At 38.0% G+C, this 26,345-nt stretch carries 25 protein-coding genes; all 25 read left to right on the top strand.

What is annotated here, in order from left to right:
- Positions 1-36 precede the first annotated feature (36 nt).
- The 25 genes from glpX (at position 37) to atpG (ending at position 26,339) form a co-directional block, all read left to right on the top strand.
- Positions 37-1,002, top strand: a complete 966-nt coding sequence (gene glpX, locus BUB45_RS11455) for a class II fructose-bisphosphatase (protein ID WP_073009214.1) — start codon at positions 37-39, stop codon at positions 1,000-1,002.
- Positions 1,003-2,356: 1,354 nt separating this feature from the next.
- Entirely contained in the window at positions 2,357-3,640 is a 1,284-nt protein-coding gene (gene rho, locus BUB45_RS11460; protein WP_073009217.1) for a transcription termination factor Rho, read from the top strand.
- A gap of 319 nt (positions 3,641-3,959) precedes the next feature.
- Positions 3,960-4,205 (top strand): type B 50S ribosomal protein L31, encoded by a 246-nt coding sequence (locus BUB45_RS11465; RefSeq protein WP_073009220.1) that lies wholly within the window; start codon positions 3,960-3,962, stop codon positions 4,203-4,205.
- A gap of 358 nt (positions 4,206-4,563) precedes the next feature.
- The gene (locus BUB45_RS11470; RefSeq protein ID WP_073009223.1) at positions 4,564-5,187 is read left to right on the top strand and encodes a thymidine kinase; all 624 of its coding nucleotides are present in this window, start codon (positions 4,564-4,566) and stop codon (positions 5,185-5,187) included.
- Positions 5,188-5,346: 159 nt separating this feature from the next.
- Positions 5,347-6,417 (top strand): peptide chain release factor 1, encoded by a 1,071-nt coding sequence (prfA, locus tag BUB45_RS11475; protein WP_073009225.1) that lies wholly within the window; start codon positions 5,347-5,349, stop codon positions 6,415-6,417.
- Position 6,418: 1 nt separating this feature from the next.
- Positions 6,419-7,285: a peptide chain release factor N(5)-glutamine methyltransferase gene (gene prmC / locus BUB45_RS11480; protein WP_073009228.1), complete on the top strand. Its 867-nt coding sequence runs from the start codon at positions 6,419-6,421 to the stop codon at positions 7,283-7,285.
- A 63-nt stretch (positions 7,286-7,348) separates the two neighbouring features.
- A complete protein-coding gene (gene spoIIR, locus BUB45_RS11485; RefSeq protein WP_073009231.1) occupies positions 7,349-7,990 on the top strand; it encodes a stage II sporulation protein R in 642 nt (213 codons plus the stop codon).
- Between the two features lie 69 nt (positions 7,991-8,059).
- A complete protein-coding gene (locus BUB45_RS11490; RefSeq protein WP_073009234.1) occupies positions 8,060-8,461 on the top strand; it encodes a GNAT family N-acetyltransferase in 402 nt (133 codons plus the stop codon).
- A 508-nt stretch (positions 8,462-8,969) separates the two neighbouring features.
- The gene (locus tag BUB45_RS11495) at positions 8,970-10,004 is read left to right on the top strand and encodes an L-threonylcarbamoyladenylate synthase (RefSeq protein ID WP_073009238.1); all 1,035 of its coding nucleotides are present in this window, start codon (positions 8,970-8,972) and stop codon (positions 10,002-10,004) included.
- Between the two features lie 473 nt (positions 10,005-10,477).
- On the top strand, positions 10,478-11,029 hold the full coding sequence (locus BUB45_RS11500) for a manganese efflux pump (RefSeq protein WP_073009242.1): 552 nt from the start codon (positions 10,478-10,480) through the stop codon (positions 11,027-11,029).
- 275 nt (positions 11,030-11,304) lie between these two features.
- Positions 11,305-11,910 carry a low molecular weight protein arginine phosphatase gene (locus BUB45_RS11505; protein ID WP_073009245.1) on the top strand — a complete coding sequence of 202 codons (606 nt, stop codon included), beginning with the start codon at positions 11,305-11,307 and terminating at the stop codon, positions 11,908-11,910.
- A gap of 15 nt (positions 11,911-11,925) precedes the next feature.
- The gene (locus tag BUB45_RS11510) at positions 11,926-13,221 is read left to right on the top strand and encodes a methyl-accepting chemotaxis protein (RefSeq protein WP_073009248.1); all 1,296 of its coding nucleotides are present in this window, start codon (positions 11,926-11,928) and stop codon (positions 13,219-13,221) included.
- 163 nt (positions 13,222-13,384) lie between these two features.
- On the top strand, positions 13,385-13,831 hold the full coding sequence (gene rpiB, locus BUB45_RS11515; protein ID WP_073009251.1) for a ribose 5-phosphate isomerase B: 447 nt from the start codon (positions 13,385-13,387) through the stop codon (positions 13,829-13,831).
- A gap of 65 nt (positions 13,832-13,896) precedes the next feature.
- Entirely contained in the window at positions 13,897-14,484 is a 588-nt protein-coding gene (locus tag BUB45_RS11520; RefSeq protein ID WP_073009254.1) for a TIGR01440 family protein, read from the top strand.
- Positions 14,485-14,659: 175 nt separating this feature from the next.
- Positions 14,660-15,904: a serine hydroxymethyltransferase gene (locus BUB45_RS11525; RefSeq protein WP_073009257.1), complete on the top strand. Its 1,245-nt coding sequence runs from the start codon at positions 14,660-14,662 to the stop codon at positions 15,902-15,904.
- A gap of 653 nt (positions 15,905-16,557) precedes the next feature.
- Positions 16,558-17,187: a uracil phosphoribosyltransferase gene (gene upp / locus BUB45_RS11530; RefSeq protein WP_073009260.1), complete on the top strand. Its 630-nt coding sequence runs from the start codon at positions 16,558-16,560 to the stop codon at positions 17,185-17,187.
- An 87-nt stretch (positions 17,188-17,274) separates the two neighbouring features.
- A complete protein-coding gene (gene wecB, locus BUB45_RS11535) occupies positions 17,275-18,393 on the top strand; it encodes a non-hydrolyzing UDP-N-acetylglucosamine 2-epimerase (protein ID WP_073009263.1) in 1,119 nt (372 codons plus the stop codon).
- Between the two features lie 230 nt (positions 18,394-18,623).
- On the top strand, positions 18,624-20,825 hold the full coding sequence (locus BUB45_RS11540) for a S8 family serine peptidase (RefSeq protein ID WP_280157452.1): 2,202 nt from the start codon (positions 18,624-18,626) through the stop codon (positions 20,823-20,825).
- A 506-nt stretch (positions 20,826-21,331) separates the two neighbouring features.
- Positions 21,332-21,718, top strand: coding sequence for an ATP synthase subunit I (locus BUB45_RS11545; RefSeq protein WP_073009266.1), 387 nt, complete (start codon positions 21,332-21,334; stop codon positions 21,716-21,718).
- A 5-nt stretch (positions 21,719-21,723) separates the two neighbouring features.
- Complete coding sequence (gene atpB / locus BUB45_RS11550; RefSeq protein ID WP_073009269.1) at positions 21,724-22,449, top strand: F0F1 ATP synthase subunit A; 726 nt, start codon at positions 21,724-21,726, stop codon at positions 22,447-22,449.
- Positions 22,450-22,495: 46 nt separating this feature from the next.
- Positions 22,496-22,708 (top strand): F0F1 ATP synthase subunit C, encoded by a 213-nt coding sequence (atpE, locus tag BUB45_RS11555; protein ID WP_073009272.1) that lies wholly within the window; start codon positions 22,496-22,498, stop codon positions 22,706-22,708.
- Between the two features lie 113 nt (positions 22,709-22,821).
- A complete protein-coding gene (atpF, locus tag BUB45_RS11560; protein WP_073009275.1) occupies positions 22,822-23,349 on the top strand; it encodes a F0F1 ATP synthase subunit B in 528 nt (175 codons plus the stop codon).
- Entirely contained in the window at positions 23,346-23,891 is a 546-nt protein-coding gene (locus BUB45_RS11565; RefSeq protein ID WP_073009278.1) for a F0F1 ATP synthase subunit delta, read from the top strand. The genes atpF and BUB45_RS11565 overlap by 4 nt, the downstream gene beginning before the upstream one ends.
- A gap of 18 nt (positions 23,892-23,909) precedes the next feature.
- Positions 23,910-25,421, top strand: a complete 1,512-nt coding sequence (atpA, locus tag BUB45_RS11570) for a F0F1 ATP synthase subunit alpha (RefSeq protein WP_073009281.1) — start codon at positions 23,910-23,912, stop codon at positions 25,419-25,421.
- 48 nt (positions 25,422-25,469) lie between these two features.
- A complete protein-coding gene (gene atpG, locus BUB45_RS11575; protein WP_073009284.1) occupies positions 25,470-26,339 on the top strand; it encodes an ATP synthase F1 subunit gamma in 870 nt (289 codons plus the stop codon).
- Positions 26,340-26,345: the final 6 nt, after the last annotated feature.

The following is a 26,345-nucleotide window of genomic DNA, read 5'->3' on the forward strand; positions in this document are numbered from 1 at the left end:
GGGATGAGGACAGTTTACAAAAGGGAGAGGTTAACTTTGGAAAGAAGCTTATCAATGGAATTAGTAAGAGTTACGGAAGCCGCAGCTTTAAAATCAGCACGTTGGATGGGAAGAGGTAAGAAAGAAGAAGCAGATGATGCAGCGACAACCGCTATGCGTGCTGTTTTTGATACAATTCCAATGCAAGGTACGGTCGTCATTGGCGAAGGAGAGATGGACGAAGCACCTATGCTATATATTGGAGAAAAGCTCGGTACAGGCAATGGACCAGGGGTTGATGTGGCTGTTGATCCTCTAGAAGGAACGAGTATCGTGGCAAACGGCTCTTGGAATGCACTTTCTGTAATTGCAATAGCAGATAAAGGAACATTATTACATGCACCAGATATGTATATGGATAAAATCGCAGTAGGCCCTGAAGCAGTTGGTACAATTGATATTAATGCTTCTACATTTGATAATCTACAAGCCGTTGCTAAAGCAAAAAATAAAGCGGTAGAAGATGTAGTAGTAACTGTTTTGGATCGCCCACGTCACCATAAATTAATTGAGGAAATCCGCGAGGCTGGCGCTCGCATTAAACTAATTTCAAATGGTGATGTTGCAGGAGCTATTAATACAGCTTTTGATGAAACTGGAGTGGATATTTTATTAGGAATTGGCGGAGCTCCAGAAGGTGTTATTGCAGCAGCTGCTCTTAAATGCTTGGGGGGAGAAATACAAGGTAAGTTGGTTCCTGCAAATAAAGAAGAATCCGATCGTTGCTCGAAAATGGGTATTAGGGATATTAATAAAGTATTGTATATGAATGATTTTTGTAGCGGGGATGACGCCATTTTTGCTGCTACTGGAGTTACAGATGGAGAATTATTAAAAGGCGTTCAATTTAAAGGAACGAATGCTACTACTGAAACAGTAGTTATGCGAGCAAAAAGTGGAACCGTTCGCTTTATTGATGGTACACATAGCTTGCAGAAAAAACCAGATTTCGTTATAAAATAACAGGTATACTTCACTTCATAATGGGGAATGAATAGAACATATATTTTATTACAAAGCTTGCATGGAGCGAGCTGATTTCTACTTCGAGATCGAAACTAAGGAAAACTCTAAACGGGGTAGCTCGCTCCTTATCTTTTCACTGTTATGTAACAAGGAAGCTACGCACACCAGCTTCCTTTTCTTTACACTATGGGCGAATTTACCATAAAGAGTGGGCGATAATCGTATAAGAAAAGCGCAAGTTTCCGTAGAAGATTAGATTTAGCCTAAGTATTATAAAAGATTTTATAAGATGATTGTGGATAACAGCTGAGGAGAAAGATAATTTCTTCATAGATTTCGTTGTAGTTCATGTTTTAATGTCAACCATTACGAGGAATACCCCGCTTTGAATTGTCTTGCATTTTATCAATTCTGTTTTATTTCAAGATTCCTTCACATATGCTAAAATGAACCTAATATAATTTGTGTAATTAAATAGCGTTATACGGTTGAATTTTGCATGTTAAAAGAGTAAGATGGTATATGTTTATAATTTATGTGTTATGTTGAACTTCGAATCTAGCTTCCCTACAAAATATCTTCATTTCTTCGAAGACAGGCTTTCCAATAAAGAAGTGAAAAATTCTATTTGATTTCTTGTGCTATTAGGAAAGTATCAAAATTTCTAGCAGTTTAAAGTATAAGAAAAACGGTAACTATTGACATCAAGGCTTGGTGTCAGTCATGTTTATCTCATGCTACATTTCTCAAGTATCAGGAACACACTAGGTAGTTGGTACAGGCTGCATTCTACATGAAGCATAAAGTATGAATAAGGTTACTTAAGGGAAAAGGTCATCTCAGTTAAAATACATGTCTGGCGTACTTGCCCATAAACTGAATTTTTCAATTAATGCAGTTGCCTTTTACACTTTCTAAGGAAAAGACGATGTAAAAACGATTGCTTTACAACTAAGTAGGAATAACTATTACAGCAATCAAACTAAAAACTTTTGATACGAAATATACTAGAAATGAAGAAAAATTGGACTGGGATTTTACTATATATGTAATTCCAGATGAACAGCTTTTAAAGAAGAAAATACGATCTTACATCGTCTTTTTGTGCGTGATCCTCGTATCATTTAGTAGATTGACTAGTAAAACCAAATATATCTTTTTTATTATAGGAAAGTTTAAGATTTTTTGGTTTATAGTAAAAATAGCAGCTTTTTCTGCTTGGAAGACGTGTCAACAAGTCAAATTTTTTAGGCTTTATACGACAAAGAAATTGGCCACATTTTTGTCATCAAGAAGCAAATAGCCAAGTTTTTCAATAAAGAAAGTAAAATTTTATAGGTAAGGTGATTTTATGGCAGGACTAACTATCTCCCGTTTGGAGACGTTAACATTAAAGGAGATTTACCAATTAGCAAGAGAGTATAAAATCTCTTATTATGCAAAGTTAACGAAAAAAGAACTAATTTTTGCAATTTTAAAAGCGCAAGCGGAAAAAGATGGCTACCTCTTTATGGATGGGATATTAGAAATTATTCCTTCCGAAGGCTTTGGCTTTCTAAGACCGATTAACTATTCACCAAGTGCTGAAGATATTTATATTTCGGCTTCGCAAATTAGGCGCTTTGATTTACGTAATGGTGATAAAGTATCTGGGAAGGTTCGACCTCCTAAAGAAAACGAAAGATATTATGGTCTATTACATGTAGATGCTGTCAATGGAGATGACCCAGAAACAGCGAAAGAACGTGTGCATTTCCCAGCGCTAACGGCATTATACCCAGATCGCTTCATGAAGCTAGAAACGAAATCAAATGAAATATCAACACGCATTATTGATTTAATGACACCTGTAGGTTACGGACAGCGTGGACTAATTGTTGCTCCACCTAAAGCTGGGAAGACAACTTTATTAAAAGAGATTGCCAACAGCATTTCGGAAAATCATCCAGATGCGAAATTAATTATTCTTTTAGTAGATGAGCGCCCTGAAGAAGTAACAGACATTGAGCGCTCTGTACATCCTGATGTGGATGTTGTCAGTTCGACATTTGATGAAGTGCCGGAGAGTCATATTAAAGTATCGGAGCTTGTATTAGAACGGGCAATGCGTTTAGTGGAGCATAAGCGAGATGTTATCGTCTTAATGGACAGTATTACTCGTTTGGCGCGCGCTTATAACCTCGTTATTCCGCCTAGTGGACGTACGTTATCAGGTGGTATTGATCCTGCTGCGTTTCATCGTCCAAAACGATTTTTTGGAGCTGCCCGTAATATTGAAGAGGGTGGAAGCTTCACAGTATTAGCGACAGCATTGATCGATACAGGCTCACGCATGGATGATGTGATTTATGAGGAATTTAAAGGAACCGGTAATATGGAATTACACTTAGATCGTCATTTGGCTCAGCGTCGTATATTTCCTGCGATTGACATTTTACGGTCTGGAACTAGAAAAGAAGAATTACTTGTTAACAAATCGCACTTGGATAAAATGTGGGCCATTCGCAAAACAATGCAAGATTCTAATGATTTTCTGGAACGCTTCTTACGTAGATTAAGAGCTTCAAAAAATAATGAGGAATTTTTCCAAATGATGGATGAAGAGATGAAACGACGTCGCATGAAACGTTCTTAAAGAATAATCTAAGCTTGCCACACTTTTTACACTTTAGCCAAGTATAAAATTAGATTTATCCTATATAAGAATACAGTCATTGCTTGCATTGGGATTTGCTAATACGTCTTTCCATGTCAACAAAACTACAGCTTTTCCTATAGACACGTGACGCTAAGCCAAGATTTTTCTAACCCCGATTAGGTAGAGCCTACTATTGCATTATAGAAATCATCCTGTTATAATCTTTTTATGTGAGTTTAGATCAGGTATTTTACCTATGAGGGCTCTTACAATAACTCTGTCTCCAAAGGATTCAGGGCAAAAAGGAGTGGAAAACATGAAAAAGGATATTCATCCAGAGTACCAAAAAGTAGTTTTTCTTGATACGAGTTCCGACTTTAAATTTTTAAGTGGATCTACAAAATCATCCAATGAAACAATTGAGTGGGAAGATGGGAATACGTACCCATTAATTCGTGTGGAGATCAGCTCAGAATCACATCCATTTTACACTGGTAAGCAAAAAGCTGATAAAGTCGGTGGCCGAGTGGATCGCTTCAAGAAAAAATATAATATGAAGTAATTGTTGGAACGCAAGAAGTTCCGAACACGAATCATCTATTTACAATAGTGTATAAAACAGGCAAAATGTCCAACTTTGCCTGTTTTTTTACTTTATACTATAGAGACAGATAACATTTCTAAGGATTATAGTATAAGAAAAAACTACGGCTCTCGCCATAAGATTGGGAAACAAGCCAAGTCTTTCTAATACTTATAGAAACATATAACATTCTAAGCAAAACTACAGTTTTCACCATGGAAATTTGTAAATGAACTGCAAGTCGTTGTATGTTCATAAAAAGTGAAGCATGTATAGAAAAACGAACGGATAAGCAAAATGGAAATAAACGAAAATGGAAAAGTGGGGGACAAGACGTATGTATGTAATGAAACAAAGTGGCTGGGTAGAATTGATTTGTGGGAGCATGTTTTCAGGTAAATCAGAGGAATTGATTCGCCGGGTCCGACGTGCTACATACGCTAATTTAACTGTAAGAGTATTTAAGCCATCTCTAGATGACCGTTATGAAAAAGAAGCAGTCGTATCTCACAATGGAACGTCGATAATCGCTCGACCAATTAAAGATGTAGCAGATTTGCTTGAACATGTAAATGAACATGTGGATATTGTTGGTATAGATGAAGCGCAATTTTTTGATGCGTCCATTGTTACTATTGTAGAACAATTAGCGCATGCTGGTATACGGGTTGTAGTCGCTGGTTTAGACACAGATTTTCGTGGGGAGCCATTTGGTTCTATGCCGCAATTAATGGCGTTAAGCGAGTCCGTCACGAAGTTGAATGCTATTTGTCCCATTTGTGGTTCTCCTGCAAGTAGAACACAACGTTTAATCAACGGGCAACCAGCTTCTTATGATGATCCAATTATATTAGTTGGCGCTTCTGAATCTTATGAGCCAAGATGCCGCCATCACCATGAAGTACCAAATAAACCGAATAAAGCAACAACCAACATATGTTTAACAAAAATGTCCAAATAAGCCGATTTTCTTATCTCGTATAAAATAATAAGACTAGCACAACCTGAACACGAACTTAGAGGTGTTTTAAAGAAGTTCTTGTCTTTAATCCACACCGATTTTGACCTAATAACAGGAGTATACTATAATTATACTGTTAATTAGAAAGAGGTGGCCGTGATGTTAGATCGTTTACAATCTTTAGAAGATCGTTACAATAAATTAAATGAATGGCTAAGTGATCCGGAAGTAATTAGCGATGCGACAAAGCTTCGAGAATATTCCAAAGAACAATCAAGCTTAGAAGATGTTGTTCAAGTTTATCGAGAATATAAAGATGTCGTACAGCAGTTAAAAGACGCAAAAGAAATGCAAGAAGACGAGCTAGATGAAGAAATGGAAGAAATGGTAAAACTTGAAATTAACGAACTTACAGAAAATAAACAACAATTGGAAGAGAAGTTAAAAGTTTTACTATTACCAAAAGATCCAAATGACGATAAAAACGTATTTATGGAAATACGCGGAGCTGCCGGTGGAGACGAAGCGGCATTATTTGCAGGAGACTTATACCGGATGTATTCCCGTTACGCCGAGACTTATGGGTGGAAACTAGAAGTCATGGAAGCTCATACAACTGGTGTAGGTGGATACAAAGAAATTATCTTTATGATTAACGGTAAAGGTGCTTACTCTCGTTTGAAATATGAAAACGGCGCCCATCGTGTTCAGCGTGTTCCTGAGACGGAATCAGGCGGAAGAATTCATACATCAACGGCGACAGTGGCTGTACTGCCTGAGGCTGAAGAAGTAGAAGTGGATATTCATGAAAAGGATATACGTGTGGATACCTTTGCCTCTAGTGGACCAGGTGGTCAAAGTGTTAACACAACGATGTCAGCTGTTCGTTTAACGCATGTGCCAACAGGCATCGTAGTTTCCATTCAAGATGAGAAATCGCAAATTAAAAATAAAGAAAAAGCAATGAAGGTGCTGCGAGCTAGAATATATGATATGTATCAACAAGAAGCTCAAGCTGAATACGATGAAAATCGTAAATCAGCAGTAGGAACTGGAGATCGATCAGAACGTATTCGTACCTATAATTTTCCGCAAAATCGTGTAACCGATCATCGGATTGGTTTAACTATTCAGAAACTAGATCAAATTCTAGAAGGTAAATTAGATGAAATTATTGAAGCATTAATTATAGAAGAGCAAACGAAAAAACTGGAACAAATTGGTGAATAATATGGAAATGAAGAAACAATACGAAGTCCTCCAATGGGCTTCCCTTTTTTTAGAGGAACACGGTCGAGAAAAAAATGTTGCCGTTATTTTGCTACAACATTTTCTACAGGTAACCGCTACTAAATTTTACATGAATATGCAACAGCTTGTTCCAGACGAAGTGCTTACACCGTATATGGCAGCTATTAAACAACATGCTTCAACGGGGATACCAGTACAGCGTTTGGTAGGGTACGCTTCGTTTTACGGACGGGAATTTAAGGTAAACGAAGATGTACTTATTCCGAGACCTGAAACCGAGGAGCTCGTGCAGCAGGTTATTCAACATGTTAACGATCACTTTGTGAATAAGTGTCCGACTATTGTTGATGTAGGTACAGGAAGTGGCATAATTGCCATAACACTCGCTTTAGAGATGCCTAAGACGATGGTTTACGCTACAGATATCTCGGACCAAGCTTTAAAAATAGCGAAGGAAAATGCGAGCCGACATCAAGCTACTGTTGTATTTACTGCTGGCGATTTTTTAGTACCAATACTAGAGCAAAATATTTCTATGGATGTATTGGTTTGTAATCCTCCGTATATTGCGAGGGGTGATATTTCTTTTATGGCAGATACAGTAAAAAACTTTGATCCTCATTTAGCTTTGTTTGCAGAACAAAATGGATTAGCTGCTTATAAAAAAATCGCTGACCAAATGATAAAATTGCCAGAGAAACCTAGTTTGGTTGCTTTTGAAATAGGCTATCAACAAGGGGAAGCTGTAGCTGCATTAATGAAGCATGTGTACCCTGGCAGCTATCCGCAGGTGTTACAAGACATCAATGGAAAAGATCGGATGGTCATTGTAAATAATAATATTTAAGAATACTAGTTTAAAATCATCGACCTTTGTACATAATGAAGAATACAAAGGGGGAAGACGGTGATGAGAAAGCTAGTATTTTTTGTTGTTATATTATTTATTGGATTATTAATTATTCCTGGGCAAGTGATAAGCCAAAAATCAGGCGAAACAGCGCTTAACAATCAAGATGAATATCAAGTCATTCCGGATGAAGCGATCCGTTTACGTATATTAGCTAATAGTGATAGTGAAGCAGATCAAGAATTAAAAAGAAGTATACGCGATCAAGTGAATAAAGAGATTACGAAATGGGTAGAGGATATTACAGATATTGAGCAGGCTAGAAGTTTAATAGAAAAACGTATACCAGAATTAAATCAGATTGTAGGGTCTGTGCTCAAAGAAGCGGATGTAAAACAAAGTTATGAAGTGTCTTACGATAAAAATGTTTCCTTTCCAACGAAAATATATGGTGAATTTTTATATCCTGCAGGTGAATATGAAGCAGTTTTAATTACAATTGGAGAAGGGAAAGGTGACAATTGGTGGTGTGTTTTATTTCCTCCTCTCTGTTTTCTAGATTTTTCTAACGGAACGAGCGCCGTATCAGCTGAAACGGCAGAAGACACAGAAGAAGAGAAAGAATTGGAGCGAGAAGAAGACGAAGATGATGCGGATACGGAAGTGAGCTTTTTCTTGTTTGAATGGTTAGGCTGGTCATAATTTCGTTGTCTGTGCATATACTATATTTATATAAGCAAAACTATTAAAACGTAATAGGGGTGAGTAGAAATGAATTTAATTCAGGCTAACAAAGTATCGCAGGAAAAGTTAGACTACTTTTTACAAAGTAATCCACATATGAATAAGTGTAGTTTATTACAAAAAGGGTATGTTGTTGAGATAAAAGGAAAGATAGAAGGCTGTTTTATGCTTGAGGAAATGGAAGAAGGAACGTATTGGTTAAAACAGCTATATATTACACAAACTGAAGCAGCTGTCCTTCCAGTATTATTGGAATCCATTTTAACAATGGCTAAACAACAGCATGCAAAAAGAGTTTATGTGCATAGTCATCAACCAGTTGTGGATATTTTACTTGAAGCCTTGCAGTTTCATCCACAGAAAGAAAGAGCTTTTGTTAATAAAATTGATCAAAAAGACGGTAATTGGTGGTTGTATCATGTTTCGTGATGTTTATTTAAAATAAATTGCCAAAAAATTAAGTTACTAACAATGTTATCCACTGTTTTTGTGGATAACATTTAAGTTTGTTGTGGAAAATGTGTATAAATGTAAAAAAATCCTTATAATAAAGGTTTATAAATGTAAGGCTTGTGGATATGTTGTTTATTAGTTATCCACAGGATTTTAATGTAGAAAAAGTGATGATAATTTCCATCTTATTCTTGAAAAAACTTGACATGTCATCAAGTCATATGGCAGAAGCCTGTTTTTGTTATAAACCAAAAGCATCTCATACTTTCCTGTATTGGAATGAAAAACCTTCTCTCTTCCTAGCCTCTTTGTACTGAATCGCGGCAAATGCTCTTCGATTTGAATTACTCCCATTGTTGTCGAAGCGATTATGAAATGTGTCCTTAGTAATCAAGTATCAAAATAATAGTAACTCTGTTTGCTTTCATTGCGCAACCCGTCTTGATCTACTAAAATAATGTTAGTAGAAAAGAGGTAACTGAAAATGAAAACGAAGTATTGGAATATATCTAAAATGACTAAAAGAGAACAACAAGTGTCGATAATCGAAGCGAGTCAGTTACTGCAACAAGGCGAAATTGTAGCTTTTCCAACAGAGACTGTGTATGGTTTAGGAGCTAATGCTACAAATGAGCAAGCAGTACAGAAAATATTTCACGCAAAAGGGCGTCCGCAGGATAATCCGCTAATTGTTCATGTGGCCGATGCTTTGCAAATGGAAAGTTTAGTGCGTTATTGGCCTGCTTATGTAGATAAACTATTAGCTGCTTATACGCCAGGGCCAATTACGTTCGTCTTACCGAGTAATGATGTGTGTTCTGCTGCTGTAACTGCAGGTTTAGATACTGTCGGTGTCCGGATCCCGAGTCATCCAGTTGCTCATCAATTGCTATCCGCATGTCAGTTGCCAATTGCTGCACCAAGTGCCAATATATCGGGAAGACCTAGCCCAACTAGTGCTCAACATGTATGGCATGATTTAAGTGATAAGATTGCTGGAATTTTGGACGGTGGGGCTACGGGTGTTGGATTAGAATCAACTGTCATTGATTGCACGCAGGATATTCCGGTTATTTTACGACCGGGTGGTATCACGAAAGAGCAAATTGAAAAAGTAGCTGGGGCTGTGATGGTTGATCCTGGATTAGCAGTAAAAAATGAAAATGAACAACCAAAATCTCCGGGCATGAAGTATCGGCATTATTCCCCTGAAGTTCCGCTATGGATTGTTCCTGGGGCTAGCGAACACTTGCAGAGTATGATTTATCGTTTACAAATGGAAGGAAAAAGAGTTGGTGTTATGGGGAAAGACGGTACCGTTGAAAAGCTGCAGGTAGAAGAAATTATAAAGCTAGGAAATACAATGGAGCAAGTAGCTGCCAATTTATATGACGCATTACGTACCTTTAAATTAGGGGAAGTTGATATTATTCTTTGTGAGTCTTTTCCCGAACAAGGTATTGGACAAGCAGTAATGAATCGCTTAACGAAAGCAGCTAGTCGTATTATTGCATTGTAGTTGTTACAATAATAAGTTCCAGCGGATTTTGAAATAAACGAGGGAAAGGGTAACTTGCCCTTTTCATCATAAGGTGTAGATGTTCCTATGTCGGATAGACGGATGGATTCGATTATAATATCAACTAACAAATGAGAGAATGGTATAAACAGCATCAACAGAATATGTATGTAAGGTTTTTGAACCATTATTGAGTCTGTCATCTAAGATAGGGATGGTTTTTTTCTACTGGTTCCTGCAATGAGAAAACATGCGAAATTCCATAAAAAGTAGAGGTTTTTACAACACTTTGAGAAGCTACTTCTCAAAGTGTTGTATTTGTATTTTTTATATTTGTTTAACTACAGCTAAATATATGGGGGAAACAAAATGAATCACATCTAATATGGCTACTAAGCAACGCTAGTTGAAATTAAACATATTTCCCCTTGGATCATCATATAGTTTAAAAGCATGTCCAAGGGGGAGTTTACGTGTCAGGATACATTGGTGAGGTGACAGCCTTATTATTTTTAGCTTTTGCGCTTGGACTTGACGCCTTTTCTGTCAGTTTAGGATTAGGGTTACAACGTCTTCGTTTAAAGCGAATAGCACTCATTGGGGTTGTATTAGGGCTATTTCATATACTTATGCCATTTTTAGGTATTCTATTTGGTACTATGATATCAGAACAAATTGGTAGTTTAACTAATTTAGCTGGCGGATTGTTACTTGTAGGGATTGGTGCCCAAATGTTTTTTTCTGCTTTTAATCAGAATGTGAAAAAAATGATTCAACCAGTTGGTGTTGGATTGCTTTTGTTAGCTCTCGGCTTAAGTATCGATAGCTTTTCTGTTGGGCTAAGTTTAGGTATCTCTGGAGTCAAAACGGTTATAGCACTTCTGTTATTTGGAATGGTAAGTGCTTGTCTATCTTGGATTGGCATGCTGCTTGGAAGGAGAGTAGAAGGTTACTTAGGTGCTTATAGTGAGCTATTAGGAGGGAGTATTTTAATTGCTTTTGGCTTACATGTATTATTCGGCTAAATAGGAAAAATCTAAAAATAGTTCGCGTGTTTTTCTGCTATATGGAAGGTTCAATATTTTAAAGTTTACACGAACAAAAGTAGCAACGTTATTTGCAGTAAATATTTAGCGTTAAGCATGTTTTTTATATTTTCGCAAAGGCTTGGTTAGTATACCAAGTTTTTTCTAGTTACTAAAGGAATTTGTTCATTCGTCTTTATACAGGGGGAAGAACTGGTGAAAGGAAAGATGGATATGATATATTGATATCAGAGTTTAGTATCGGAGGTAACATTATGAGATTGTTATTTGTGTGCACTGGTAATACATGTCGTAGCCCAATGGCTGAAGCCTTAGTGAAGCATAAAATTCCGGAAGTAGAAGTACAATCAGCTGGTATATTTGCAGCCAATGATCAACAAGCAAATCCTAAAACGATTGAAGTCTTAAAGCAAAAGCAAATAAAAATGAACCATCTTTCCCAACCGGTTACGAAAGATTTACTTCATTGGGCTGACGTTGTCTTAACAATGACAACCCAGCACAAGCAGTCGTTAATTATGAGTTTCCCCCAATTTCAAGATAAATACTTTACATTAAAAGAATATGTCTTAGAAGCCGATAAAGAAGTATGGGAAAAGTTAAAAAAAGCATATGCAGATTATGAGGAAAAAAGATCAATATTTATCCAGAAACATCAGCATAAACTGGATAATTCTCTTCTCAATCAACGCATTCAAGAACATTTAGCCGAAGACATGGTGAATATTCGAAGGCTAGAAGCGAATCTAATCAATTATGATATTTCTGATCCTTTTGGTGGAGATTTGCGGACCTATCAGGATACGCTTGATGAGTTGGATAAGTATATTGATCTGCTTCGTAAAAAACTTACAAAGTAGACGGGGGAATGATCTATGGAGAAGAAGAAATATCGGTTCAGTTTGCGCTTGAAACTCGTGCTATTTACGACGAGCTTAGCTTTGGTAACGTATTCAGTAAGTGCTATATTTATATACTTTATTTATGACTATGTAAAGGATTACTGGGACGTTTCTGAACACTTTTTTACAATAACGACGTTTATCCTTGGTATTATATGGTCTGGTATACTCGCTTTTTTTGCTGCAAGAGTGATTGTTAAACCGTTAGAAAAGTTAGAAGCAGCCGCTTCAGAAGCTGCTAAAGGGAACTTAAATCAAGTTATTGAAATCTCTAAATCAGATGATGAAGTAAAAGCTTTAGGACTCGCTTTTGATAGCATGTTAAAAAATTTACGCAATATTGTACATAATATCGATCAACATTTTGAAAATACGAATCAATCTGTTGTACAAATTCGGCAGGCTTCCGAACAAGCAAGCCATCATTCTATGTCAATACGCTCCTCCGCTGATGAAATTTCTAAAGGAGCAGAAAGCGCATCAGAATCCATTCAAAATACCGCTGAAGCAGTAGAAATGTCAACAGAGCTTGCCGAGGAAGTGCAACGAAAAGCAAATGATTCAAAACATAAATCGAACGCTATGATGGAAATTTTAGAGCGCAGTAAAGTCGCAGTTAATCAACTTGTGGAAGGAATTCAAAAACTTGCCAATGAACAGGAAGCTTCCCTTAAAGATGTGGATCATTTAAAACAGAATGCGCTACAAGTGGAAACCATTATTACACTTGTAGGTGAAATAGCTGAGCAGACGAATTTATTAGCTCTCAACGCTTCGATTGAGGCTGCTCGCGCCGGAGAACATGGGAAAGGGTTTGCTGTAGTGGCTGATGAAATTCGGAAGCTTGCAGATCAAAGTGCACAAGCTGTGCAGCAAATTTCTGGATTAATTACTGCTATACAAGAGGATGTTGCAACCGTAGTTGGGAAAATTAATGATAATGTATCCTATGCAAAACAGGAAGCAAGTAATGGCAAATTAACAGATTCCTCTATTGCAGAGATGTCTAGTTCTGTAAGTGAGGTGGCAACAGAGATTGGCAGAATTACAGATTTAGTCGATCGCCAATTGGAATCCATTCAAAATACAGTAAAGCAATCCCAAGAGGTAGCGGCTGTAGCTGAGGAGACATCTGCTGGTGCTGAGGAAGTGAATGCCTCTATACATGAACAAGCTTCCACCATAGAACAGATTGATGAATTAGCGCATGCGTTGGAAGAACAGGCTAAAAATTTGAATAAACAAATTAATCAGTTTACAGTAAAATGATTTTTGTTTTTGGTAATTTTTAGCAAGTTTTGGCGATGAAGCCCATCTTTATCTAGGTTAATATCAACATTAGAACTGTCCTTGTCGCACAAAGAGGTGACTAATGGCTAGGATGTAATGGAATGAACATGATAAAATAAGAGACAAAAAGGAGTTTATACAAATGAAAGTAATTATAACAGCTGATCATGCAGGTATGACAATTAGAAACGAAATCAAAGATTTGTTAACTGAAATGGGAATGGAGTTTGAAGATACAGGTTGTAGTTGCGAAGGTTCTGTTGACTATCCTGACTACGCACTACCTGCAGCGGAACGTGTAGCAAAAGGGGAATTTGATCGTGGCATTTTCATCTGTGGAACTGGAATTGGCATGTCTATCGCTGCAAATAAAGTAAAAGGCATTCGTTGTGCGCTTACACATGATGTATATAGTGCGAAGTTAACAAGACAACATAATGACACGAATGTACTTGCTATGGGGGAAAGGGTAGTTGGTCCGGGATTAGCACGTGAAGTGGCAAAAGTATGGTTAGAAACAGAGTTTGATGGCGGTCGACATGAAAATCGAATTGGTAAAATTGCAACATATGAAGATGGAGTGCAATAAGTGTGTGATAAAAAACCACACTTATTAGAGATTCTTTTATAACGAAAGAAAGGTGTTTCAAGTTGATGCAAGAGCCGTTTTATCAAGAATTAACAGTGCAAATGAAAGGAATTCAGAAAGAGTGGCAAGCGTCAGGGCGTCTTCAGCGCGGAAATTTATTTGTGGTTGGATGTTCAACTAGTGAAGTAGCAGGAAAGTCTATTGGAACGGCAGGAACGAAAGAGGTTGCGGTTATTATTTATCAAGCATTAAAGGAGCTGGCAGATGAAACTGGAATTCGCCTCTGTTTTCAATGCTGTGAGCACTTAAATCGAGCATTGGTAATGGAAAGAAGCACGATGATTGATTTTCAATTTGAGGAAGTATCCGTTATACCAGTTAGAAAAGCTGGTGGGGCAATGGCTGCTTATGCATTTGAACAACTGGAAGATTCTGTAGTAGTGGAGAGTGTAACAGCACATGCAGGGATAGATATTGGTGAGACGATGATTGGAATGCATTTGAAACCAGTTGCTATACCTTTTCGGTTTCAACAACGATTTTTAGGAGAAGCACGTGTTAATGCAGCTTATACGCGTGCGAAAAGAATTGGCGGCGCTCGTGCTGTCTATTCTGATGATAATTATGACTCCATGAACAGAGACTGTCAATGAAATAAGCGAAAACCGTATTAAGATTTTTAGCACATTTCTAAATCAGACGCTTGCTGTTCCAATACTTATATAGAAAGAGTTCCTTTCTTTTACAATGAATACGAAGTAAAAATTGGGTTTGTTCTTCTAACCGTTTAAGGCTACAATAGAATTATACATAAAAGGGGGTTATTAAATGGACTATGTTAAACAAGCTGACATCGAAATCTTTCAAGCAATAGAAGCGGAAAAGAAACGTCAACAAGATAATATTGAACTAATTGCTTCTGAAAATTTTGTGTCAGAAGCAGTAATGGAAGCGATGGGATCTGTACTTACGAATAAGTACGCAGAAGGTTATCCCGGAAGACGGTATTATGGAGGATGCGAACATGTAGATGTCGCTGAAAACCTTGCTCGAGATCGTGCAAAGCAGTTGTTTGGTGCGGATCATGCAAACGTGCAGCCTCATTCTGGTGCTCAGGCAAATATGGCTGTTTACTTTACAGTTTTAGAACCTGGCGATACAGTGCTAGGTATGAATTTGAATCATGGCGGACATTTAACACATGGTAGTCCAGTTAATTTTAGTGGTACGTTATATCGCTTTGTTGATTATGGTGTTGATCAAGAGTCAGAAAAACTAGATTATGAAGCTGTTTTAAAAATAGCAGAACAGGAAAAGCCAAAGCTTATCGTAGCTGGGGCTAGTGCCTATTCAAGAATTATTGATTTTGCAAAATTTCGTGAGATTGCTGACAAAGTAGGCGCATATTTAATGGTGGATATGGCGCATATTGCTGGCTTAGTAGCTTCTGGTTTACATCCTAACCCAGTTCCATATGCTGATTTTGTTACGACGACAACACATAAAACATTACGAGGACCTAGAGGCGGTATGATTTTGTGTAAGGAAGCATTTGCTAAGAAAATCGATAAAGCCGTTTTTCCTGGAATGCAAGGTGGCCCGTTAATGCATATTATTGCAGCTAAAGCCGTGTCTTTTAAAGAGGCATTAACTGATTCTTTTAAAACGTATAGTAAACATGTTATTGAAAACGCCAAGATGCTAGCAGAAGCGTTACAATCTGAAGGAATACGTATCGTATCTGGAGGTACGGATAACCATCTTTTATTATTAGATGTTACTCCACTAGATTTAACAGGGAAAGTAGCTGAACACGTATTGGATTCAATTGGAATAACTGCTAATAAAAATACGATACCTTTTGATACAGAAAGTCCGTTTGTTACTAGTGGTTTACGTATTGGAACAGCAGCAGTTACTACGCGTGGTTTTGGCAAGTCAGAAATGAAAGAAATAGCGTCTATTATGGCAATGACGTTAAAAAATCATGAAGATCAAAAGGTGCTAGAGACAGCTGCACAACGTGTGAAAACATTAACTGAAAAATTTCCACTTTATGCTGTTTATGCATAACAAAGAGGTGCCGATTTGGCATCTCTTTTTTTATAGTCTAGGAAATTAGAAATGCAGTTGTGGATAAACTAACTAAGTTATTTAGCCACGTCCGGCTCCAGCGACCAGCAACTAGGCGACTTCACTCCATTACCTTACGCTAAGTCATCATCGGTTCATTCTAAATAGGAAGGCCGACTAAAGGCGGGCTTGCCGGCGCCCTGAGCCTTTTTTCATACTATAGGAAAGTAGAAGTTTTAAGGTTTACAGTATAAGAAAAATCACAGCATCCTGGCGGTAAACTAAATTTTTCTTATATAAAGTATGAAATAGTACAGTTTTTCTCATAAATAATACTGTGAATAATAAATGTTTGTTAAAGAAAGTCTACAAGGAGGCAACCTTACTTTAACATATAAAAAATGATTTAAATTTCGTGAATAGCTACGTTTTCCGAAACCATGGAATGTTGACTCGCCTGTATAAAGAGTATCTATGTTTAAATGTGTCTAGATCATGACACTTATATGATGCAGGAAGTATGTGAAGGGTGTTTCTATCTTATCGATCAAGGGATCCAACAAATGGAGCCAATGTAAAGCATAACTTGCATGTGAAAGTAATTTTGAGTACAATTTGAAAGATGCAACTAAACAAAAGGAGTGAACGGCGACATGGGAAAAGTATTTGTACTTGATCACCCATTAATTCAACATAAACTAACGTACATAAGAGATAAAAACACGGGTACTAAAGAGTTTCGTGAGTTAGTCGATGAAGTTTCCATGCTTATGGCATTTGAAATTACACGAGACCTTCCATTACAAGAAAAAACGATCGAAACCCCAGTAATGGAAACAAAATCAAACGTTCTAGCAGGCAAAAAAATTGGTTTAGTACCTATTCTGCGTGCAGGATTAGGGATGGTAGACGGAATGCTTGATTTAATACCTGCTGCTAAGGTAGGTCATGTTGGGCTTTATCGTGATCCTAATACATTACAGCCAGTTGAATACTATATAAAATTACCTTCTGATATTCATGAGCGTGAATTGATCGTTATTGACCCTATGTTAGCAACAGGTGGTTCGGCAAATGATGCAATCCATTCATTGAAAAATAGGGGAGCGAAGCATGTAAAGTTGATGTGTTTAATAGCTGCTCCAGAAGGCGTAGAAGTAATTAAGCAAGAGCACCCTGATGTTGACATTTACTTAGGTGCGATGGATGAAAAGTTGGATGAAAAAGGTTACATTATTCCTGGATTAGGAGACGCTGGCGATCGACTTTTTGGAACAAAGTAGTCCACAAAATTTAGGTGCAGGATAGCAAGATAAGCTTTTTTTCGGTACAATAGATGGAAATGACAATACATTCTGGAGTGAACATATATGACACGTAATCGGATAAAAGTAATGACGATTTTTGGAACGAGGCCAGAAGCTATTAAAATGGCTCCGCTCGTTCTCGAGTTGAACAAGCGGAGTGAGGAATTTGAATCCATTGTCACTGTGACTGCACAACATCGTGAAATGCTAGATCAAGTGTTGGGGATTTTTGACATTACCCCAGATTATGATTTGAACATTATGAAGAAGCAACAAACACTAGCGCAAATTACGACAAGAGCGTTAGAGGGGCTAGACGAAGTAATGAAAAAGACACAGCCTGATATTGTGCTTGTTCATGGAGACACAACTACTACGTTTGCTGCTTCTCTTGCTGCATATTACAACCAAATTGCAGTAGGTCACGTAGAAGCTGGTCTAAGGACGTGGAATAAGTACTCTCCTTATCCAGAAGAAATGAATCGCCAATTAACCGGGGTTATGGCAGACTTACACTTTGCTCCAACGGAAAAATCAAAAGCGAATTTATTACAGGAAAATAAGCCTAGCGAACGAATTGCTGTTACAGGAAATACAGCTATTGATGCACTGAAAACTACGGTAGACCCTTCGTACACGAGTCCAATTTTAGAACGTATAGCAGGAAAACGACTTATTCTCATGACTGCACATCGGAGAGAGAACCTAGGGAAAAATATGCAGCAAATGTTTAGAGCAATTAAACGTTTAGTGGAAACGCATGATGATGTTCACGTTGTTTATCCGGTACACTTGAATCCTGTTGTGAAACAAGCAGCAGATGAGATTTTAGGTAATGATGCGCGTATTGACTTAATTGACCCTTTGGGTGTCGTTGACTTTCATAATTTCGCGTCACGTGCACACTTAATATTGACAGATTCTGGAGGTGTACAGGAAGAGGCACCATCGCTTGGAGTTCCTGTCCTTGTGTTAAGAGATACAACAGAGCGACCAGAAGGCATTGAAGCTGGAACGTTGAAATTGGCTGGAACAGAAGAAGAACCTATTTATCAAATGGCAAATGAATTGTTAACGAATAAACAAGCTTATGAGAAGATGGCAAAAGCGTCAAACCCTTACGGTGATGGACAAGCCTCCCGCAGAATTGCTGATACTATAGTGGATTATTTTGATAAATAATATATAAAAAAAGAGATGCTACGTATGCCTAGCATCTCTTTTTTGGCATTATCGAAAAGTATAAAGCTTTTTCGGTTTTATAGTATAAGGCAAGCGACATCGTTTTATCACCATATGCATAGTGTTTTTCGTAGCGGTTGCACTTGAACAGCGTAAATGGGTATTAGCTCTTATATACACGTATATTTCCCTTTCTTTCATCAAATCCTACTTATTAAGGAGAGGATGCTATGCGTGTACGAATAATGATTATTAGTATGATAGTCGTGATAATGACACTTATTTCTATAGGTGTTACTAGCTCAGGAGAACAGTTGAAAGAGAAGCAAAAAATGAATGAGAAATCCATTATTATTGAAGTGAAAGGTAATCCAAAAGATCATCAATTGTTTTTGGAGAATCATTATCCCTCTATTCAAGTAGTGGCAGTGTATACAGAATTGTTTAACGGTCTTGCTTTAAAAGGAGATAAAAGACAACTGGAGCGAATGGGGTCGCTAGAGTTTGTGAAAAACGTTCACCCCGTCCATAAATATGAAACAACAACGAGCCAATTTAATCAACCGAACGATAAAAACGCCATTTATCCTTTTGATTTGAATAATACAACATATACAGGTAAAGGTGTTAAAGTGGGCGTGATAGATACTGGAATAGATTATAACCATCCAGATTTACAGACGAATTATAAATCAGGGTATGATGTGGTTGATTTAGATAATGATCCGATGGAAACAAAGCCGCAACAAGGAGAACCGACATTACACGGTACGCATGTTGCTGGCATTATTGCTGCCAACGGAAATTTAAAAGGCGTAGCCCCTGATGCGGAGTTATACGGTTATCGCGCGTTAGGTCCAGGAGGAAGTGGTACTTCGGTACAGGTAATTGCTGCTATGGAGCAGGCGATAAAAGATGATGTGGATATCATTAATTTGTCTTTAGGTAACCAAGTGAATGGACCAGATTATCCGACAAGTGTAGCTGTAAATAAAGCTGCTGAATTAGGTGTTGCTGTTGTTATAGCGAATGGGAATGCGGGTCCTGGAGGGTGGACTGTTGGCTCACCTGCGACAGCAAATCACGCATTATCCGTTGGTGCTGCCAGTCATCCACAACAAGTCCCATATTTATATGCTCGATGGGAGAATAAGCGTATTTCTATCCAAGAAATGGCGGGTGCACCGTCGTGGCTGCTCGATACATTTTATCCCATTATGCGTGCAAACAAAGGCGCAAATGTAAAAGGGAAAATAGCTCTCTTTCAACGAGATGAAACTCCTTTTGTTGAAAAAGTGGAACAAGCCCAAGCTGCCGGTGCTAAAGCTGTAATCATTGCAAACAATGAAGAAGGAACTCTACAAGGAGATGTATCTACTGCGAAAGATGCTGTTCAGATTCCGGTTGCTTCGATATCGAAGCAGGATGGTGCGTGGCTGGAGGAATACTTACAGTCAGATCATCTTCATTTAGATACGAAATACGAAAACAAAGCTTCTTCTATTGCCCCATTTAGTTCAAGAGGGCCAGTCACTGTTAATTGGAATATTAAGCCAGATGTTGTCGCGCCTGGGACGAATATTGTAAGTACAGTTCCTGGTGGTTATCAAGCTTTACAAGGAACAAGCATGGCTGCTCCTCATGTAAGTGGTGTCATTGCATTAATAAAAGAAGCTAGACCTGAGTGGACGAATCAACAAATATATGGAGCGATTAAAACGACAGCGTTACGAATGGAAGTAAATCAAAAACCGTTACATCCTACCATTCAAGGAATGGGCCTCATTCAGCCTAAAGAAGCTATAGAAACGAGGACGATTATAGATGATCCACAAATAACGTTTGGTAAAGTTCAGGGGAACAGTGAAGTGAAAAACGAACAAATTACCATAGAAAATAGGACAAATGAAGAACAAACGTATTATTTCGACATGCCATATAAGCAACGCGGGATAAGTTGGAACTTACCACAAGCTGTAACAATACCACCGAATGAAACAAAACAACTTTCTATTGGAGCAAGAATAACATCTCAACAGTTAGAAGAAGGCGTTCATCAAGGTTGGCTCACGTTAAAGCAAAGCAATACAGTACATCATATACCGTATTTATTTGTTAATCAGAATGCGGATAACCCAAAGGCGATGGGGTTTGAATTTGCATTAGAGCCTTTATCGAATGATACATTTTCGTATCACTATTATATGACAGAGCCAGCCACAAAAGTACAAGTGAATTTGTATGATCCAGACACGCTTGTATTCGATAGACAGCTTATAGAGGATACGGATGTAGCGGTAGGGATGAATGAAGGTGAATTAAATGCGCGAAAAGTAGGGAAGGCAGGTTTCTACTATGCAGTCGTTACTGCAGAACTTAACACAGGGGAAAATGCAAGTTATGAAACAATGATATATGTTCCTCCGAAGTAGAGATAAGCGTTGGTTTGCATTATAGGAAAAGGCTTTATCGTATAAGTAAAAGGAAGGGTTTTCGTCATAATGGCTTGACCGTAAGCCTAGTTGTTCTAAGTGTTCCTTTGTTCACTAAATTGTCACGTTTTAGACACGGAATATACACTATACTAGGAAGAGGGATTTTTAATTCTTTGGAGGTTAAAAATCTTATCTTTCCCTTTGCAAATTATGCTTGAAACCAATTGACATTAAGGGGGTCCTCATGTAAACTTGCTTAGTGTGGAAAGGTAGTGGCTTCATAAATATTAACGCTTTCATTTCGGGTTTGCTACTTACCTGTTCATTTGTTCACATAAACTTCATAGTAAAGTGAAAAAAGCTGTAGTATACTGTGTAGATGGATCTTTTTTTTACATACGAATTTCTTAAGCTTTAGTAGTTTAAAGCGTAAAGCTATAGCTGAATAGGCAGAACATTTTGCGTATGTACATGCTGTATTATGGGCAAGGGAAGAGGGAATTATGTCGGAATATAAAATAATGGTTGCACGACAGCGGAAATGGATGCTCTATCTGCTTGCAATTTTTGTTATAGGAGCTGGCTTTACACCGTATGTACGGATCTTTCTTGGTTTGTTACTAGGCACATCTATCAGCTTTTATAACTTGTACTTACTCCAGAAGAAAGTAGATCTGTTTGGCGAGGCTGTGACGAGTAATCAAAAAGTAAAAACGTTAGGTACACTATCGCGTATGACTGCCGCAATTCTTGCCATCTTAATTGCCATTCGGTTTGATGCCTACTTTCATATGATCGCTGTAATTATTGGATTAATGACATCTTATCCTGTCATTATGATAGATTTTGCTCTAAGTAACTTTAAACAATCGCACAAGAAGGAGGGGTGAACAACGTGAATCATACTGCGCCAATAGCACATGACCTATTTGGTATTTCCTGGTTGGACGTCAATTTGGCGAATCTTTTCATGGTAGCTGTTTCTTCAGCTGTCGTGTTTATACTTAGTGTCATTGCAAGTCGAAAGTTGCAAATGAGGCCAACTGGTTTGCAGAATTTCATGGAATGGATCGTTGAATTCGTAAAAGGGATTATTAGCGATACCATGGATTGGAAAACCGGTAAAATATTCCTCCCGCTTGGTTTAACATTAATAACCTATATCTTAGTTAGTAATTTGCTAGGAGTAGCCACAGTAGGGGTAATTGGTCATGATTTATGGTGGAAATCGCCGACGGCTGATGCAACATTAACATTAACATTATCAGGTATGGTTATTTTATTAACCCATTTTTATGGAATCAAGATTCAAGGTATGAAGCATTATTTGAAAGGCTATGTTAGTCCTTCACCAATTATGCTCCCTTTCAAAATCATTGAAGAGTTTACCAATACGTTAACGTTAGGTTTACGTCTATTCGGTAATATTTATGCAGGGGAAGTGTTGTTAGGCTTACTTGTGATGCTCGCAACAGCGAATATACCATTCGGTTTTATTTTCGCAGCAGTACCAATGCTTGCATGGCAAGGATTCAGTGTCTTTATTGGTGGAATTCAAGCCTTTGTCTTTACAATGTTAACAATGGTGTATTTGTCTCATAAGGTGAGCAGTGACCATTAAATAAAAACATAAAAAAATAGGTTTATAATAAAAGGAGGAAATAAGAATGGAAGCTTTAGCAGCAGCAATAGCAATTGGATTGGCAGCGTTAGGCGCTGGTCTTGGTAACGGGATGATCGTTAGTAAAACAGTAGAAGGGATTGCTCGTCAACCAGAATTAAAAGGTTCATTACAAGGTACAATGTTTGTTGGTGTAGCACTAGTTGAGGCGATTCCTATTATCGCAGCGGTAATCGCATTTATGGCTATTTTTATGTAAACTATCATAATTTAACATGGCGAGGATTAGCTAAACAGTCTTCGCCATTCCTTTATGGGGTTTAATCGCAAAATAGTTTGAAGTTGTTACCGATCACGAAAGGAGTGAGATTAGTGTATTCATACATCGATGTTTTATCCGTAGGTGCCAGCGTTGGAGGCTTAAGAGTAGGTGATATGCTTGTTCAATTATTCTTCTTCCTTCTTCTACTATACTTAGTAAAGAAATTCGCTTGGGGTCCAATTATTAATATGATGCAAAAGCGTGAAGAATATGTAGCTAATGAAATAGATGCAGCTGAAAAAAGCCGTGCTGATGCTGAAAAAGCTTCTCAAGAAGCACAGGAACGCTTAAAGCAAATGAAACAGGAAGCACAAAAGATCGTGGATGATGCAAAAGAGGCTGGTCAAAAGCAAGAGCAAGAAATTATTCGAGCAGCTCGCGAAGAGGCTAACCGCCTTAAAGAGTCTGCCCAAGCAGACATCCAAAATGAAAAAGAAAAAGCATTACAAGCTTTACAAGATAAAGTTGCATCATTATCCGTTTTAATTGCAACGAAAGTCATTGAAAAAGAAATCGATGAGAAAGATCAAGAGAAGCTAATTAATGAGTACATTAAAGAGGTAGGAGAAGAGCTATGAGTAATGAAACAATAGCGAAGCGTTACGCGGATGCTCTTTTCCAACTTGGTCAAGAAAAGTCTCTACTTGAAGCGTTGACTCAAGAGTTGAAAGTAGTTAAAAAAGCTTTTCAAGACAATAAAGATCTTTATACATTCCTTATGCATCCACGTATTAGCAATGCGAAGAAACAACAATTTTTGCGAGATGTATTTCAACAGGCGCATAAAGAAGTGGTGAATATATTAAATCTGCTTGTGCAGCGTCATCGAATTGAATTACTTCCGGCAATTATTGATCATTTTATCCGGCTAGTAAATGATGCAAAAGGGATTGCAGCTGCAACCGTCTATTCTGTAAGAGCATTATCGGAGGAAGAATGTCGGCAATTGGAGTCAAGCTTTGCCAAGCGTTTTAATAAACAGGCAATCGAGCTAACAAATATTGTTGAACCTTCCTTAATCGGTGGTATGAAAATACGTGTTGGCAATACGATTTATGATGGCTCCGTTAGCGGTAAGCTGAAAAGAATTGAGCGAAATATTGTAACTGCAAACAAATGAAGATAGGGGTGAAATGGTATGAGCATCAAAGCTGAAGAGATTAGCAGTCTGATTAAACAGCAAATTGAAACTTTTGATACAGATATTGAAGTTAGCGATGTCGGCACAGTAATCGAAATCGGTGACGGTATTGCTCGTGCTCATGGTCTAGATAACGCGATGGCCGGGGAATTACTGGAATTCTCTAATGGCGTGATGGGCTTAGCGCAGAACTTAGAAGAAAGTAATGTGGGGATTGTTATTTTAGGTCCTTACAGTGAAATAAAAGAAGGCGATGAAGTACGTCGTACAGGACGTATTATGCAAGTACCTGTTGGAGATGAATTAATTGGTCGTGTGGTTAACCCACTAGGACAACCATTGGACGGTAAAGGTGCAATCGAAGCAACAAAAACACGTCCGATTGAATCTCCTGCACCAGGGGTAATGGATCGTAAATCTGTTGACGAACCATTACAAACAGGTATAAAAGCGATTGATGCGCTCGTACCAATTGGTAGAGGGCAACGTGAATTAATTATCGGTGACCGACAAACAGGTAAAACAACGGTTGCGGTAGACACCATTTTGAACCAAGCAGATCAAGACATGATTTGTATTTATGTGGCGATTGGTCAGAAAGACTCTACTGTACGAGGCACCGTGGAAACATTCCGCCGTTATGGTGCTTTAGATTATACGATCGTTGTATCAGCTGGTGCTTCTGATCCTGCTCCATTATTATACTTAGCTCCTTATGCAGGTGTTGCTATGGGAGAAGAATTTATGTATAACGGCAAGCACGTGCTTGTAGTTTATGATGATTTGTCCAAACAGGCTGTAGCTTATCGTGAGCTTTCATTACTTTTACGTCGCCCGCCTGGACGTGAAGCATTTCCTGGTGACGTATTCTACATTCACTCCCGTTTATTAGAGCGTGCGGCGAAGTTAAGTGATGCAAAAGGTGGCGGTTCTTTAACAGCATTACCATTTGTTGAAACACAAGCTGGTGATATTGCTGCCTATATACCAACAAACGTTATTTCTATTACAGACGGACAAATTTTCTTACAATCGGATCTATTTTTCTCTGGCGTTCGCCCAGCAATTAATGCTGGTTTATCCGTATCACGTGTTGGGGGCTCCGCACAAATCAAGGCGATGAAAAAAGTTGCAGGTACTTTGCGCTTGGACTTAGCTTCTTATCGTGAATTACAAGCATTTGCGCAATTTGGTTCCGATCTGGATAAAGCGACACAGGCAAAACTAAACCGTGGGGAACGAACCGTAGAGATATTAAAACAAGGGTTGCATAAACCAATGGCTGTAGAAAAACAAGTTATGAGTATTTATGCACTCACCAAAGGGTTCCTTGATGATATTAAAGTAGAAGACATTCTTCGTTTCGAAGAGGAAATGAATAATTGGTTAGAGAATAATCGCAAAGAGCTTCTAACTTCCATTCGTGAGACTGGAAAATTACCTGATGAATCAGAAATGAACGAAGCTATCGAAGCTTTCAAGAAAACATTTTTGCCATCTGAAGGTTAATGTATATAATAGCGCGTAACCTTTTATGAGAAAGGGCGGTGAACGAGCTTGGCATCACTTAGAGAGATTAAAGGTAGAATAACTTCTACCCAAAAAACGAAAAAAATCACCTCTGCCATGCAGATGGTTTCAGCTTCTAAAATGGCAAAAGCAGAGCAAAATACAAAAGCTTTTGAACCTTACAGTAAAAAAATTCAAGAAGTGATGGCACATATTGCAAACTCTGCTACAGAGACCACACATCCTATGTTGGAAAAACGAGCAGTAAAACGAACGGGATATATGGTCATCACAGCAGATAAAGGACTTGTCGGAGCGTACAACAGTCATATTTTAAAAGCGTTGTATCAACGAATACAACAGAATCATCAATCCAAAGATGAGTATACTGTGATAACCATTGGTCGAATGGGCTATGAGTTCTGTAAAAAAATGGATCTTCCAATTACCCAAAGCATCATTGGTATTGGCGATCAGCCTGACTTTGCAGATATTAAAGAAATTGCTTCGGAAACAGTGCAATTATATGTGGATGAAGAAATTGATGAGCTACACATCATTTATAATCATTATGTAAGTGCAATCTCGCAAAAGGTAACGACAACGCAACTGTTGCCGATTACAGATTTAGGGGTGCAGACTACTGATTCTGCCTTTCATGATGAGTATGAGTATGAGCCAAATGAGCAACAAATTCTCGAAGTACTTTTACCACAATATGCAGAGAGTCTCATTTATGGAGCATTATTGGATGGAAAAGCAAGTGAACATGCGGCAAGTATGACTGCAATGAAAAGTGCAACAGATAATGCTAATGAGCTTATTGATGATTTAACATTGACCTACAACCGCGTGCGTCAAGCTGCAATTACACAAGAAATAACAGAAATTAGCGGAGGGGTCGCAGCGCTTGAATAGGCTTCT

The sequence above is a fragment of the Virgibacillus chiguensis genome (genome assembly GCF_900129865.1).
Lineage (GTDB): Bacteria > Bacillota > Bacilli > Bacillales > Amphibacillaceae > Virgibacillus > Virgibacillus chiguensis.